The sequence below is a fragment of the Rhizobium pisi genome, from assembly GCF_003938655.1.
In the GTDB taxonomy this organism is placed as follows: domain Bacteria; phylum Pseudomonadota; class Alphaproteobacteria; order Rhizobiales; family Rhizobiaceae; genus Rhizobium; species Rhizobium pisi.
Map to the genome: position 1 here is coordinate 25,107 of NZ_RJJT01000030.1, position 14,357 is coordinate 39,463.

A 14,357-nucleotide genomic window follows, 5' to 3' on the forward strand; every position below is an offset into this window, starting at 1 on the left:
CCCCGATCGAAATGCAATGCCTCAAATCCGCTGCTTGACCGTGGCGAGCGCGCCCTTGAAGGCCTTGGCGAAACTTTCGCGATCATCGGGATTGAGAAAGGAGCCAATATCGGTGCGCCGCCCCTCGCCGAAAATATGCATGGAGAGAATGCCGATCTCCTGGTGCCGGCGTACGAGGAAGCGGGCCCAGAACGGATTGAAATGATGCTCAACCATCTGTCCCGACGGCGTGAACTTGCGCACCGAAACATCCGTGCGTGACACCGTCACCTCTTCGCGCGCCTTTCCCGAGCGATAGCTCAGCCAGAAGGCGCCGTAGAGCAGCGCGAAATCCAGTCCGAAGAAGAAGCCGATCGGCCAGGCGCCGGTGGCGACGAAGAACATGCCGTAGAGAAAACAGACGGCGCCGGAGAGGGCGAGCAATATCTTGAATCCCCTGCGTCCGAGCGAGCGGTGGGGGAAAAGCTCGGCTGCGAAAACAGGCTGCTCGTTGAAGCTGTCGGCGTTGCTTTCCTTCATGGCCGTTGAGTATAGATTCTCCATGGCGAATCCGAAACTCAAATCAATCAGCAAACCGTCGCAAAATTCGAATGTGATCGCCCGCCGCAAGCCGGCGGCCGCGGTGAAGACCGCCTATTCGCTGGCCGAGCGCGAGGAGATTTTCCATCGCTTTTCGGTGCAGCGGCCCGAACCGCGGGGTGAACTCGAGCACACCAACCCCTTCACCCTTGTCGTGGCGGTGGCGCTCTCCGCCCAGGCCACCGATGCCGGTGTCAACAAGGCGACGCGGGCGCTGTTCAAGGTCGCCGATACGCCGCAGAAAATGCTCGATCTCGGAGAAGAGAAGGTCCGCGATTACATCAAGACGATCGGCCTTTATCGCAACAAGGCAAAGAACGTCATCGCGCTGTCGCAGATGCTGGTCGACGAATTCGCGGGCGAAGTGCCGGAAACGCGCGAGGAACTGGTTCGCCTGCCGGGCGTCGGCCGCAAGACCGCCAACGTCGTGCTGTCCATGGCCTTCGGCCAGGCGACCATGGCCGTCGACACCCATATCTTCCGCATCGCCAATCGCATCAAGCTCGCGCCGGGCAAGACACCCGACGAGGTGGAAGAGCGACTGATGAAGGTCGTGCCGAAACATTACCTCTATCACGCCCATCACTGGCTGATCCTCCACGGCCGCTATACCTGCAAGGCACGGCGTCCGGAATGCGAACGTTGCGTCATCGCGGATATCTGCAAGTCTCCCGAAAAGAGCTGCGACATCCCGGCGCCGCTCGTCGAGCTACCGCCGCAGGTGATCGGTGAGGCCGTCGAGTAGGGCCGCAATCGCCTGCTCGTAATCCCGCCGCCCGCCCCCCGCTTCGATCGCGATCGCCGCGCGGTCGAAGGCTGCCGACAGCAGCGACGTCAGCGGGCCGAGCATAGCGCCGGCTTCCGGAAGCATGGCTGCAAGCCCTGTGCGCAACGTCGCTTCCGCATTCTCCGCATCGATCGTCGCAGCCGCTGATGGGCCGAGAACGGCAGGTGCCTCGATCAGCAACAGCCGTGTGCGCCCTTGCACCCTCATCGCATCGAAATAGGCCGAGGTACCGGCAATCAGTGCGGCACGCGGCGCATCGTGCGACGCCGAGCGCTCCTCGATCGCCTCGGTTACCCCTTGCGCCTCGCATTCGATAACCGCGCGAAAGAGTGCCTTCTTGTCTTCAAAATGATGATAGAGCGCCCCCCGCGTCACGCCCGCCGCCGCCACGATCTCCGGCGTCGACGTTTCGGCATAACCCTTCTCGACGAAAAGACACCGCCCGGCATCGATCAGCGCTTGTCTCGTCTGTTCCGTTCTCTCTCGATTGCTACGGCTCATGCATGTCTCTTTACATACAATCTGAATGTATGTTAACAGAAAAAACATACAGACTGCATGTAAATTGGAAGAGGAGGGAAACAGATGAAATCGACGAGCTATTATCCTGTCATCATGACCGGCGACGTTGGCGGCACCGCCGGCTTCTATTGCGCGCATTTCGGCTTCAAGGCGCTGTTCGAGAGCAATTGGTATGTTCATCTGCAATCGGCGGAGAAGGAGCATGTCGCGCTTGCCATCCTCGACGGCAGTCACGAGACCATCCCTGCCCTAGCCCGCGGCAAGGTCTCTGGCCTGCTCCTCAATTTCGAGGTCGCCGATGTCGATGCGATCTATGCGGCCTGCCGGAATGCCGGCCTGCCGATTTTGAGGGAGATCCTCGATGAGGATTTCGGCCAGCGGCATTTCATCACCGCCGACCCGAACGGTGTGCTGATCGATATCATCACGCCGATCCCGCCGACCGCCGAATTCGCCTCAATGTACGACGCTTCAGCCCTGCCCGGCTGAGCCTCAGGCGCGCAAACTGGCGTCGCGCGCCGAAATCAGCTTGTGCAGATGCACCATCATGCCGGCGGCAAAGAGCGGCGTCAGAAGATTGACGATGGGAATTGCCAGAAAGAGTGCGATCACCAGTCCGCCAAGAAAGACGGTGGGCGCATTCCTGGCCCGGAAGAGCCGCGCCTCGTCAGGCGCACGGAAGCGCATGGCGGCGAATTCGAAGAATTCACGCCCGAGTAGATAGCCATTCACCAGAAAGAATGCGACCAGGTTGATGCCGGGAATGAACAACAGCAGCAGCGCCACGATATTGCCGAGGATCACCACGCCGAGGAACTTGATCGAGCTTGCCATCGCCGGACCAAGCGGCATGGCGGTGCCCGGCGCGTCCTTGGGATAGTCGCGCTTTTCGATGACATCGGCGACATCATCGAGGAACAGGCCGGCGATCAGCGCAGTCACCGGCGAAAGCAAAAGCGCCAGCAGGAGCGCGAGACCGATGCCGGCAAGAATCGCGAAGACGAAGGCGAACCACCCCGCCCAATCCGGCAGGTCGGGAAAGAAACTCGTGAGCCAAGGGAAAAGGAAGGCCATGAAGGCTCCGCGCAGCGCGAACCAGAGGCCGACCAGCACGAGAATCGTCAGGCCGAGCACCTTCCAGAAGACAGACCGTGTCTCCGGCGCGAACAAATTGGCGAGGGAAAGTCGAGCGGCGTCAAGGATCATGTCTTCGGCGTCTCCGTTTGCGCGCAAAGATGTAGGAAAGGCAGACGCCACCGGCAAGAGAGAATAAAATTGCATGCTGTACTAGAAAACTTGTCGAAAAATAAATGCTAATATAATATTGTGAGATATCAGAATATGCATGGGCCTGAGAAGCAGCTTCCGTAATAGTTGCAAAGACAACGGGTCGCAACAGCGCGTCCGCGGAGCGCCTCTGAGGGAAGACGGGGGAGGCTGATGTGGAAGATTTTGTACACAAACTCAGGCAATACGTAAAAACCGGTACGCCAGCCGAGCGTCGTATCGCGAAATATTTCACCGAGCACCTGAACGACCTGCCGTTTGAGACAGCCGCGTCCGTCGCCGACAGGCTGGACCTTTCGCCGATGACCGTCGGACGCTTCCTGCGCGCGCTCGGTTATCAGGGGCTGGACAGCGTCAAGGTGGAAATCCGCGAGACGGTAACGACGTCGCCGGCGCAATTGCAGAGCGCCATGACCGAGCTGCATGAGGACGCCGCCGAGGGCAAACCGCTCGCCGTGCTGGTCGCCGAACAAATCCAGGCGCTCCATCACATCTACCATCTGACGGCGCAGCCGAACTGGGCCGAAGCCGTCGGCCTGATCAGCACGGCCCGGGAAGTGTCGATCGCTACCCATGCCAGGCTTTCAAGCCTGGCCAATCATTTCTGTCAGAGGCTGACGCAGGCCCGCGACGGCGTACGCACGCTCGACAGCGCCGACAACCGTTTCGCCGAACTCTTCGCTAGGCTGGCGGTCGACGATGCGCTGCTCGTCATCATCGACTGTCGCCGCTTCGCCAAGGCGCGCCTCCTTGCCCGGACAGCGCGGCGTTACGGCTACAAGGTCGTTCTCATTTCGCCACAGCAAGCGGACTGGATGGCCGACCAGTCGAACGTGATGCTGCCCCTGCCGGCCGCCCGCGCTCCCGATCTCGACAATCTTCCGCCGCTGATCGCACTGCTCGATTGCCTATCGGAATCCGTCATTCTCGAAGTCGGAGAGGAAGCCGCGCTCCGCCGCCGCCGCATGCTGGAATTTGCAACAGTCCTCGGCGAGACGGCGAACCACTAAGCAATTCTGCCAAGATGCGAGGGATAGAGTATTTCCGTGGTTCCAGGAAAAACGGAATGCTCTGACCGTTATTGCATCGCTTCCAGTTCGGCCCGATGCCGGTACATGGCAAGCAGACGGCGATAGTCGCGGTCGTAGAGCGCCTGCTTCGCCTTGTCGGGAAGCCGTTCGTCGCCGCCCGGATACATCGCCTCGCCGGCCGCTGCCAGATCCTTGTGCAGGCCGCAGGCGACGGATGCTGCGATCGCGGTGCCGAGCAGCACCGCTTCATTCATCTTCGGCACCACCACCTTGCAGCCGGTGGCGTCACAATAAAGCTCCATCAGCACCGGGTTCTTCACATGACCGCCGGCGATATGCAGCGTATCGGGCACGTAACCGTATTCCTTCATCGTCTCCAGGATGTGGCGGATCCCGAGCGCGATCGCCACCGCCGTGCGCCAATAAAGCGCGCAGAGGCTGTCGAAGGAAGCATCGAGCGTCAACCCGCTGACGACGCCGACGGCATGCGGATCGGCGAGCGGCGAGCGATTGCCGTGAAAATCCGGCAGCACGAAAATGCGCGCGCCGAAGTCGTCGCCTTCCTCTGCCCGCAATTCGGCGATGCGCGCCACGATCTTCTGATGCAGCGCCGCCGTCGGCTCGCCGCCGGCCGCATGCATGCGCACGATATGGTCAAGCAGCGCGCCGGTCGCAGATTGCCCGGCCTCCACTAGCCAGCATTGCGGGAAGACCGCCTCGTAATAAGGCCCCCACATGCCGTGGCTCGGCTTGCGCTCTTGTGAAAAAGCGACGATGCAGCTCGACGTGCCGGCGATCAGCGCCAGCTGGTGCTCGCGTTTCACAGGATCGGCGGCGTAACCGCCGAGCGAGCCGAGTGCGCCGGCATAAGCATCGATCATCCCGGCCGAAACATGGCAGTCCGTGGTCAGCCCAAGCGCCTCGGCCGCTTCCTGCGTCAGCCGTCCGACGCTCTCTCCGACAGGCGCGGTCTCTTCCGGCAGGTTCCCACGCGCCTGAAGGTCCTCAAGACCGATCCGCTCCAGGAAATCCTGCTGCCAGCCCTTTTCGAGATGGGCGAGATAGTTCCACTTTGCCGTCAGCGTGCAGCGTGAACGGGCAAGCGAGCCGGTCGATTTCCAGGTCATGAAATCGGCGAGGTCGAAGAAATAGCCGGCCTTTTCCCATGTGGCGGGCAGCTTCTTCTTCAGCCACATCAGCTTCGGCATCTCCATCTCCGGCGACATCACGTGGCCGGAATGTTCGAGCACCCTGTGCTCCGTCGCCGTGCAGAAATCGGCTTCCTTCAGAGCCCGGTGGTCGAGCCAGACGATCGTGTCGAAACGCCTCTCGCCGCCCGTGGAAACGCTGATCTGCCGGCCTTCGATATCGCGAACGACGAGCGAACAGGTGGCGTCAAAACCGATCGCTCCGACAGAGGCGGCGGCGATGCCCGATTGCTCCATCGCCCTGCGCACCGTTATGCAGACGGCCGACCAGATATCTTCGGAATCATGTTCGGCATGGTTCTCGCGCGGCCGGTTCATGACGATCGGCTGCTCGGCCTTGGCGAGCAGCCGGCCGCGTGCATTGAAGACGCCGGCGCGCGCGCTGCCCGTGCCGATATCCACCGCAACCACATGATCACCCATCAAGACTTGGTCCCGTGCAGCTTGTGTTTGCGGACAAGGTGTATCAAATCCGGCATGGCGTCAAACACCACTTCCGGCGAAAGCCGATCGAGTTCGGCGCGGTATCCGGCAAAGTTGGCGTGCGATCCGCCGGTGAAGGCAAAGACCGTCATGCCCGCCGCCTTGGCCGCCGCGACACCGGCCGGACTGTCCTCGACGACGACGCAGGATGCGGGCTCCACATGCATCTCACGCGCCGCATGCAGAAAGAGATCGGGCGCCGGTTTGCCGCGCTTGACCATCGTCGCGCTGAAGATGTCGGGCAACCTGTCGAGAAGTCCGGTGACGGAAAGCGACAGCCGGATCCGCTCCATCTGGCTGGATGAGGCGACGCAGCAGGGAATGCCGAGCCCATCGATGGTCGCAGCAATCCCCTCGATCGGCTTCAATTCGGTACGGAAGCGGGCATAGAGATCAGTACGGATGCGCTCGAGGAATTCCTCGCCGGCATGGACGTTGAATTCGACTTCGAGCGTATCGATGACGGTCGAAAGGCTGCGGCCGAGAAAGCGCTCGTAAGCCTGATCCTCGGTGATCGAGACGCCGAAATCATTCATCGCGCTGACGAGCACGCGGATCGAGATCGGTTCGCTGTCGACGAGCACGCCGTCGCAATCGAAGATGACCAGCCCTGGTTCACTATCAGCCATGAAAGACCCAACCTGAGTTCAATTCGGACGTGCAACGCCCCGCTTCGTCCGCAAGGCCGGATGGATGGCGGCAGCGCGCGCCGCCATCCGGAATTCCTACACTGCCAACTTACCGTCGAGATAGAGCTGCAGCGTCTCCCGCGTGCCCTTTTCCCACAGGCTATTGAGAGCATGTGCGAAACGCTTGCGGAAAAGTTCGGATTTCGCCACTTCGCCGAAAATATCGTCGAAGGCGAGAAAGGCCGACGGATCGTCCTTTGCCTTCAGGGCTGCCGCATGCAGGCGGTCGGCGCTCGCATCGTTGAAGACGATATCGTTGCCGCTGTCGGTCTTGCCGGCGAAATAACGGCACCAGAGCGCCGAAACCAATGCCAGGCCGACGACGTCCCTGCCCTGGCGGAGATTGTCGAGCGTCGAGGGCAGGATGAATTTCGGCTGGCGGTTCGAGCCGTCCTGCGCAAGCCGCGGAATGGTGTCGGCGATCTTCGGATTGAGCAGGCGATGTTCGATCAGAGCAAAATAATCGGTCAGCGACGTGTTCGGCACCGGCGGCACGATCGGAATGATCTCGTCTTTCTCGAGCTTGGCGAGGAAGGCGCGGATCAACGGGTCTTCCATGGAATCATGAACGAAGTGAATGTCCATCAGCGCCGCAGGATAGGCGATTGCGGCATGCCCGCCGTTCAGGATGCGGATCTTCATATGCTCGTAGGGCGTGACATCAGGAACAAAGGTCACGCCAACCTTTTCCAGCGCCGGGCGGCCCGCCGTGAACTTGTCTTCAAGCACCCATTGCTTGAATTCCTCGCAATAGACCGGCCAGTTGTCCTCGATCTGGAAATGCTCGTTGAGGAAATCGATCTCCCGCTGACCGGTCGCCGGCGTGATACGGTCGACCATCGCATTCGGGAAGGCGACATTCGCCCGGATCCATTCGGCAAGGGCAGGATCGGAAAGGGCCGCCGTGCCAACCACGGCATTGGCGGTGACGACGCCGTTATGGGGAATGTTGTCGCAGGACATCACTGTGAAGGGTCCGATGCCCCTATCCTTGCGCGCCTTCAGCCCGGCGACAACAAGGCCGAAGACTGTCTTCGGCGCGGAGGGGTTTTGTCCATCGGCAGCAATTGCCGGATGAGCCGGATTGAATGTGCCTGATGCATCGATGAAATAACCGCCCTCGGTGATGGTCATCGAAACGATGCGGATCTCGGGATCGGCAAGCCTGGCGATGATCGCGGCGGAATCGCCGACCGGAAGGATGTCGATCATCGGCGCGGTGACGCGCGCCGCGGTTCTGTTGTTGTCCTGTTCGACCACCGTCGTCAGAAAATCCTGGGCCGCGAGCTTTTCGCGCATGGCTGCATCCGACGGCAGCACGCCGGCGCCGACAATCGCCCAGTCGTGGTCGGTGCCCTGATTGAAGAGATCATCGAGGTAGATCGCCTGGTGGGCGCGATGGAAATTGCCGACGCCGAAGTGCACGATGCCGGCTTTCAGCGACGCCCTGTCATAACCAGGGATGGCGGCAGTGCGCGCCGCGTCGGAAAGCGTTGCCAGCGATAGTTTGCACGTCATGATTCAGTCCTCTTGAAGGTCTTGCCGAGACGGCCGGGCGCCATCGTCCGGCTCGCATGCCTGCCCCCCGGCGGCGCGCCTCAGATGGAGAGGCCGCCCTCGTTGAATTTGTGAATGCGCGAACGGTCCGGCGTCAGGTAGACGGTATCGCCGGCCTTTGCGGCGAAATCGCCGCTGCCGCGCGCCGTCACCATGCCGATGTCCTCGGCATCGATATGCAGGAAGGTGTCGGAGCCGAGATGTTCGGCGACCACGACCCTGCCCTTCCAGTCGCCGCTCTCCATCGACAGCAGCACATGCTCGGGGCGGATGCCAATGGTATGCGCGCCAAGCTGGGCCGCGTTCTGGCCCTTGATGAAATTCATCTTCGGCGAGCCGATGAAGCCCGCGACGAAAAGGTTGCGCGGGCGGCTGTAGAGCTCAAGCGGCGAGCCGACCTGTTCGATATTGCCCCTGTTCAGCACGACGATCTTGTCGGCCATGGTCATGGCCTCGACCTGATCGTGCGTGACGTAGACCATCGTCGTCTTCAGCTGCTGATGCAGTTCGCTGATTTCGAGGCGCATGTTGACGCGCAGCGCCGCATCGAGGTTCGACAGCGGCTCGTCGAACAGGAAGGCCGAAGGCTGTCGCACGATGGCGCGGCCGATCGCGACACGCTGGCGCTGACCGCCGGAAAGCTGGCGCGGTTTGCGCTCCAGATAGTCGGTCAGGTTGAGCACGCGGGCGGCATCCGTGACCTTGCGATCGATCTCCGCCTTGTCCACGCCCGCCATCTTCAGCGGGAAGGCGATGTTGTTGCGCACGCTCATATGCGGATAAAGCGCGTAGGACTGGAACACCATGGCAAGGCCACGCTCCGAGGGCGCCTTTTCGGTGGCGTCCCTGCCGTCGATGACGATCTTGCCGCCGGAAACATCCTCGAGACCGGCGATCAGCCTGAGCAGCGTGGACTTGCCGCAGCCCGACGGGCCGACGAAGACGACGAACTCGCCGTCCCTGATGTCGAGATCGATCGAAGGGATGACCTTGGCTTCGCCGAAGACCTTGGAAACCTTCTGAAGGGTAATGCTGCCCATGTTTCTCTCCCTTTTATCTTACTTCACCGCGCCGAAGGTCAGGCCGCGTACGAGTTGTTTCTGGCTGAACCAGCCGAGGATCAGGATCGGTGCGATCGCCATGGTCGAGGCCGCCGAGAGCTTGGCATAGAACAAGCCCTCGGGGCTCGAATAGGAGGCGATGAAGGCCGTCAACGGCGCCGCCTTCGAGGCGGTGAGGTTGAGCGTCCAGAAGGCCTCGTTCCAGGCAAGGATGATGTTCAGAAGCAACGTCGAGGCGATGCCCGGCACCGCCATCGGCGTCAGCACGTAGACGATTTCCTTCATCAGCGACGCCCCGTCCATGCGGGCCGCTTCGAGGATCTCGCCGGGAATTTCCTTGAAGTAGGTGTAGAGCATCCAGACGATGATCGGCAGGTTGATCAGCGTGAGCACGATCACCAGACCGATGCGCGTGTCGAGCAGGCCCGAATTGCGGAACAGCAGATAGATCGGGATCAGCGCGCCCACAGGCGGCATCATCTTGGTCGACAGCATCCACATCAGCACGTCCTTGGTCCGCTTGGTGGGCGCGAACGCCATCGCCCAGGCGGCCGGGATTGCGATGATCAGGCCGATCAGCGTCGAGCCGAAGGAAATGATCACCGAATTCATGAAGTGGCTGAGGTAGTTCGACCGGCTTTGCACCTCCGCATAGTTCTCCGTCGTCCAATGGAAGAACAGGAACTGCGGCGGCGAGGCGATGGCGTCCGCTTCCGACTTGAAGCTGGTCAGAAACGTCCAGAGGATCGGGAAGAAGATCAGGATGCCGAGCGCCCAGGCGATCGCGGTCATGATGACCTTGCGTTGGGTGGTGACCTTTCTAGCCATCTCAAGCCTCCAGATTCTTGCCGACGAGGCGGACGAGGAAGATCGCAACGATATTGGCGAGCACGACAGCGACGATACCGCCCGCCGAGGCTCCGCCGATATCGAACTGCAAGAGCGCCTGCGCATAGACGAGATAGGTAAGATTGGTGCTGTCGGTGCCCGGTCCGCCATTGGTGGTGACGAGGATCTCGGCAAAGACCGACAGCAGGAAGATCGTCTGGATCAGGATCACCACGGTGATGGCGCGCGCCATATGCGGCAGGATGATGTAGATGAATTTCGAGATGGCGCCCGCGCCGTCCATCTCGGCCGCCTCCTTCTGCTCCTCATCGAGCGATTGCAGCGCGGTCAGGAGGATGAGGGTGGCAAAGGGCAGCCACTGCCAGGCGACGATAAGAATGACGGAGAACAGCGGTGCGTTCGCCAGCCAGTCGATCGGCTGCAGGCCGAACGCCTTCGCAAGATGCGCGAAGAGGCCGTTGACCGGGTTCATGAACATGTTTTTCCAGACCAGTGCGGCGACCGTTGGCATGACGAAGAACGGCGCAATGACGAGGATGCGCACGATCCCCTGCCCGTACATCGGCTGGTCGAGCAAGAGCGCGAAGGCGATGCCGCCGACAACGGTGATGACAAGCACGCCGGCGACCAGCACCAGCGTATTGATCAACGCAGCGATGAAGGCCGGGTCGGAAAGGAAATATTCGTAGTTCAGCAGACCGACGAAGCTTTCCAAGCCGGGGCTGAGCAAATTGTAATTCAGTAGCGAGAAATAGATCGTCATCGCGAGCGGGACGATCATCCATGCAAAGAGGAGCAGCACGGAGGGTGCGATCATCAGACGCGCTGCGGAGCGAGTGTGTAACGTTGCCATGGCAATCACCGATCTGGTCTGAAGCCGGGGGCCGGTCGCGGGACGGTTTATCTGAAAAAGAGGCCGCCGATGCAGTTCGGGCAGTCGGCGGCCCAGAGGGGCGGATTGTCAAGTATCCGCCTCTTGCTCAGGAGGTTTTATTTAATGTAGCCGGCTTTGGTCATTTCGCGGGTTGCCAGCTGCTGTGCGCTCTTCAACGCTTGGTCGACCGAAATCTGGCCGGCAAGGGCTGCTGAGAACTGCTGGCCCACCGCCGTGCCGATGCCCTGGAATTCCGGGATCGCCACGAACTGGACGCCGACATAGGGGACCGGCTTGACGGTCGGCTTGGTCGGATCGGCCGAGTTGATCGAGTCGAGCGTCATCTTGGCGAAGGGAGCGGCCTTCTGGTAGTCCGCATTCGCGTAGAGCGAGGTGCGGGTGCCGGGAGGTGCGTTCAGCCAGCCTTCCTTCTCGGCGACGAGGTTGGTGTATTCCTTGCTCGTGGCCCAGGCGACGAACTTCTCAGCTGCCTCGACCTTCTGCGAACCCGCCGGAATGGCGAGGTTCCAGGCCCAGAGCCAGTTGCCGCGCTTGCCGAGGCCCTTGTCCGGGGCGAGCGCGAAGCCGACCTTGTCGGCGACCTGCGACTGCTTCGGGTCAGAGACGAAGGAGGCGGCAACCGTTGCGTCGATCCACATGCCGCACTTGCCGGTCTGGAAGAGCGCCAGGTTTTCGTTGAAGCCGTTCGACGAGGCGCCCGGAGGGCCGGCTTCCTTCATCAGGTTGACGTAGAAGTTCAGCGTGTCCTTCCACTCGGGCTGATCGAACTGCGGCTTCCACTTTTCATCGAACCAGCGCGCGCCGAAGGAGTTGGACATGGCCGTCAGGAAGGCCATGTTTTCGCCCCAGCCGGCCTTGCCGCGCAGGCAGATGCCGTAGATTTCCTTGTCCTTGTTGGTGACCTTCTTCGCAGCGTCTGCAATGAAGTCCCAGGTCGGCGCGTCGGGCATCTTCAGGCCGGCGGCGTCGAACAGGTCCTTGCGGTACATGACCATGGAGCTTTCGCCGTAGAACGGCGCTGCATAGAGCTTGCCGTCCTTGCTGATGCCGCTGCGGATAGCCGGCAACAGGTCATTCACGTCATAGGCGTCGCCGAGATTGTCGAGCGGCAGGAGCCAACCCTGCTTTGCCCAGATCGGAACTTCATAGGTGCCGATCGTCAGAACGTCGTACTGGCCGCCCTTGGTCGCGATGTCGGTCGTGACCTTCTGGCGCAGCACGTTTTCTTCGAGGGTTACCCATTCAACGTCGATGCCGGGATTCTTCGCTTTGAAGTCATCCGTCAGCTTCTGCATCCGGATCATGTCGCCGTTGTTCACGGTCGCGATTGTTAGCGTCTCGGCCGAAGCCATGCCGGCAAACGCCAATGCTGAGCAGGCGCCCAGCAGAAAAGTTCTCAATGTCATATCTTCCTCCCAGAAGACGAGATGTGAGCATTCGCTTTGCTCATGAGCAATTACTCACCAAATGGCAAAAAATGTCAATCGGCAATCGTTGCTGCGACGCCGAAGGCCATACTTATATCATTGATTCAGAAGGAGAATTTTTTGCTCAGTTCCTGAGCAAAAACTCAGCGGTGTCTTCATCGGTGATCAGAGAATTGATTTGCCGGCCAACAACGGCCGCCCTGATCGCCTTGTACTTCCGCTTGCCCTTGGCCAGTCCGATCACCGTCGACGACTCACGCGAGGGGATTGGCGCGGAGGCGACACGCTCGTTGATCGGGTTGTCGATCAGCTTGCCGTCGGCATCGAAGATCCAGCCGCAGATCTCGCCGGCGGCCCCTCCGCGCATGAGCTCCATCATCTCGTCCTTCTCGAGGAAACCGTCAACGCAAAGCGGGCCGTCGATGCCGAGCTCGCCGATGCCGACGAAGGTGACGTCGGCCTGCGCACTGATATCGAGAGTGGAGCGCACGAGTTGCTGGCCGTGCAGCAGTTCCCGCTCCTCGGCCGACGTGACGAGCACCGGCAGCGGCATCGGATAGTGCCGCGCCTTCACCGCATCCGCCATGCTGAAGATGACGTTGTAATAGGCGGCCGATCCGTCCGGCGCGATGTTGCCGGTGAGCGAAACGATGCGATGATTGGGACACTCGATTGCCGGAAGCTGGTCGACGGCAGCCTTCAATGTGCGGCCGGTCCCAACCGCAAGCACGATGGGTTCCGGCCGCTTCAGCCAGCGCTCGATCTCGGCTGCCCCCGCCTCGGCAATGCCGACTGTCGTGGAGGAGGAACCCGGATCGCTGGGGACCACCTCCACATATTTCAGTCCGAATTTCCGCCGCAGCTGATTGGCAAGCTCGAGGCACGCGGCGATCGGATGGTCGAGCCGCACCTTGATCAGACGCTCGGCGACCGCCAGCGACACCAGCCGCTGTGCGGATTGCCGCGAGATGCCCATCGAGGCGGCGATCTCGTCCTGCGTGCGCCCGGCGACGTAGTAAAGCCATCCGGCGCGTGCCGCATCGTCGAGCCGTCCAGGGGTCTCGGTTCTTTTTGCCATTGATGCCTACCGCGCAAAATGAGCCGGCCTTGCCGGCACTGAACATGATTTCGAGTCTTTATCGCGCCAGATCAAAACAAAATTCCAGAAAATGTCGAGCCTGTTGAACAAGACCTGCCGAATAACCGGGTTTACTCAGGCAAACCATTGCATGATGAGATAGATCCCCGTCTTTACGAGACCGTAAATCACGCCGCCGGCAACGACGAGCGAAACGGCGGTCATCAGGAAGCCGACGAGCGAAAACAGCCCGTCGCGACCCAATATGCCGAAAGCGAAGACCGAGATCGTGATCGCCGGCAGGATATTGCCGAGCGGAACCGGCAGCACCAGCACGATCGACAGGAGCAGGCATGAAAGACCGGCAAGATATTCCGCGGGCGGTTCGGCGAAGATCGCAAGCCTCGGCTGCAGCATACGCTCCGCCCAGGCGAGCCAGCGATGGATGCGCCCGACGATGGACTCGAAGTCCTCCCGCCGCATCGAACGCGCGGCAATCGTCTTCGGCAGCCAGGGTTTCAACCCAAAGGTCAGCTGCACCGCCAGGAAAACCAGCGGCGCGCCGAGCACCGCGGAAGTGCCGGGCGGAGTGGGAAAGGCGTTCGGCAGCGCGAAGATCAGCATCAGCGCGCTGATCGCCCTGTCGCCCATCGTCTGGAACAGGTCGCCGATCGAAATCCGCTCCCGGCTCTGGTCTGCGGCCAGCTGCCGCAGGACGGATGAGAGGCGACGGCCTTTGGGACGTGGTGGACGTGGTCTTCTGCGTCTTTGGGAATCGGTGTTTTCGATGGTCATGATGCCAATGATGATGAAAGTGCAGGCTTTAAATTTGGCGACGTAATATGCCAATTGAATGACTTATGGGATGGGAATAGCTGTCGGTCGCGATTTAGTCTCCACCATT

Annotated in this window: 15 protein-coding genes; 3 read left to right on the forward strand and 12 right to left on the reverse strand. The window is 61.0% G+C overall.

The features are described 5' to 3' along the window. Positions 1 to 21: 21 nt before the first annotated feature. Complete coding sequence (locus EFD55_RS29290; RefSeq protein WP_125850155.1) at positions 22 to 519, reverse strand: DUF2244 domain-containing protein; 498 nt, start codon at positions 517 to 519, stop codon at positions 22 to 24. Between the two features lie 22 nt (positions 520 to 541). On the opposite strand from EFD55_RS29290, the gene nth reads away from it, so the two are divergent. After that, a complete protein-coding gene (gene nth / locus EFD55_RS29295) occupies positions 542 to 1,324 on the forward strand; it encodes an endonuclease III (protein WP_125850085.1) in 783 nt (260 codons plus the stop codon). Here nth and EFD55_RS29300 read toward each other — a convergent pair. Next, a complete protein-coding gene (locus tag EFD55_RS29300; RefSeq protein WP_125850087.1) occupies positions 1,289 to 1,867 on the reverse strand; it encodes a TetR/AcrR family transcriptional regulator in 579 nt (192 codons plus the stop codon). The two genes, nth and EFD55_RS29300, sit on opposite strands and share 36 nt — an antisense overlap. Positions 1,868 to 1,951: 84 nt before the next feature. Between EFD55_RS29300 and EFD55_RS29305 the strand changes: the two genes are divergently transcribed. Continuing rightward, positions 1,952 to 2,377, forward strand: a complete 426-nt coding sequence (locus EFD55_RS29305) for a VOC family protein (protein ID WP_125850089.1) — start codon at positions 1,952 to 1,954, stop codon at positions 2,375 to 2,377. A 3-nt stretch (positions 2,378 to 2,380) separates the two neighbouring features. On the opposite strand, the gene EFD55_RS29310 is transcribed toward EFD55_RS29305, so the two are convergent. Beyond that, positions 2,381 to 3,094: a sulfate transporter family protein gene (locus EFD55_RS29310; protein ID WP_125850091.1), complete on the reverse strand. Its 714-nt coding sequence runs from the start codon at positions 3,092 to 3,094 to the stop codon at positions 2,381 to 2,383. Between the two features lie 236 nt (positions 3,095 to 3,330). Here EFD55_RS29310 and EFD55_RS29315 point away from each other — a divergent pair, with 236 nt between their 5' ends. Further along, positions 3,331 to 4,185 (forward strand): MurR/RpiR family transcriptional regulator, encoded by an 855-nt coding sequence (locus tag EFD55_RS29315; RefSeq protein ID WP_125850093.1) that lies wholly within the window; start codon positions 3,331 to 3,333, stop codon positions 4,183 to 4,185. 68 nt (positions 4,186 to 4,253) lie between these two features. Here the strand turns inward: EFD55_RS29315 and EFD55_RS29320 are convergent, their stop codons facing one another. The 9 genes from EFD55_RS29320 to EFD55_RS29360 form a co-directional block, all read right to left on the reverse strand. Next, a complete protein-coding gene (locus EFD55_RS29320; protein WP_125850095.1) occupies positions 4,254 to 5,837 on the reverse strand; it encodes an FGGY-family carbohydrate kinase in 1,584 nt (527 codons plus the stop codon). Next, on the reverse strand, positions 5,837 to 6,526 hold the full coding sequence (locus tag EFD55_RS29325) for an HAD family hydrolase (protein ID WP_125850097.1): 690 nt from the start codon (positions 6,524 to 6,526) through the stop codon (positions 5,837 to 5,839). Before EFD55_RS29325 ends, EFD55_RS29320 begins: the two co-directional genes overlap by 1 nt. Positions 6,527 to 6,622: 96 nt before the next feature. Beyond that, positions 6,623 to 8,104, reverse strand: a complete 1,482-nt coding sequence (locus tag EFD55_RS29330; protein WP_125850099.1) for a mannitol dehydrogenase family protein — start codon at positions 8,102 to 8,104, stop codon at positions 6,623 to 6,625. An 80-nt stretch (positions 8,105 to 8,184) separates the two neighbouring features. Beyond that, positions 8,185 to 9,183, reverse strand: coding sequence for an ABC transporter ATP-binding protein (locus EFD55_RS29335; protein WP_125850101.1), 999 nt, complete (start codon positions 9,181 to 9,183; stop codon positions 8,185 to 8,187). A gap of 18 nt (positions 9,184 to 9,201) precedes the next feature. Continuing rightward, entirely contained in the window at positions 9,202 to 10,032 is an 831-nt protein-coding gene (locus EFD55_RS29340; RefSeq protein ID WP_125850103.1) for a carbohydrate ABC transporter permease, read from the reverse strand. 1 nt (position 10,033) lies between these two features. Next, positions 10,034 to 10,906 (reverse strand): carbohydrate ABC transporter permease, encoded by an 873-nt coding sequence (locus EFD55_RS29345; RefSeq protein WP_125850105.1) that lies wholly within the window; start codon positions 10,904 to 10,906, stop codon positions 10,034 to 10,036. 137 nt (positions 10,907 to 11,043) lie between these two features. Next, entirely contained in the window at positions 11,044 to 12,354 is a 1,311-nt protein-coding gene (locus tag EFD55_RS29350; RefSeq protein WP_125850107.1) for an ABC transporter substrate-binding protein, read from the reverse strand. Positions 12,355 to 12,499: 145 nt separating this feature from the next. Continuing rightward, positions 12,500 to 13,453 carry a sugar-binding transcriptional regulator gene (locus tag EFD55_RS29355; RefSeq protein WP_125850109.1) on the reverse strand — a complete coding sequence of 318 codons (954 nt, stop codon included), beginning with the start codon at positions 13,451 to 13,453 and terminating at the stop codon, positions 12,500 to 12,502. 135 nt (positions 13,454 to 13,588) lie between these two features. Beyond that, on the reverse strand, positions 13,589 to 14,167 hold the full coding sequence (locus tag EFD55_RS29360) for an exopolysaccharide biosynthesis protein (protein WP_183604866.1): 579 nt from the start codon (positions 14,165 to 14,167) through the stop codon (positions 13,589 to 13,591). Positions 14,168 to 14,357: the final 190 nt, after the last annotated feature.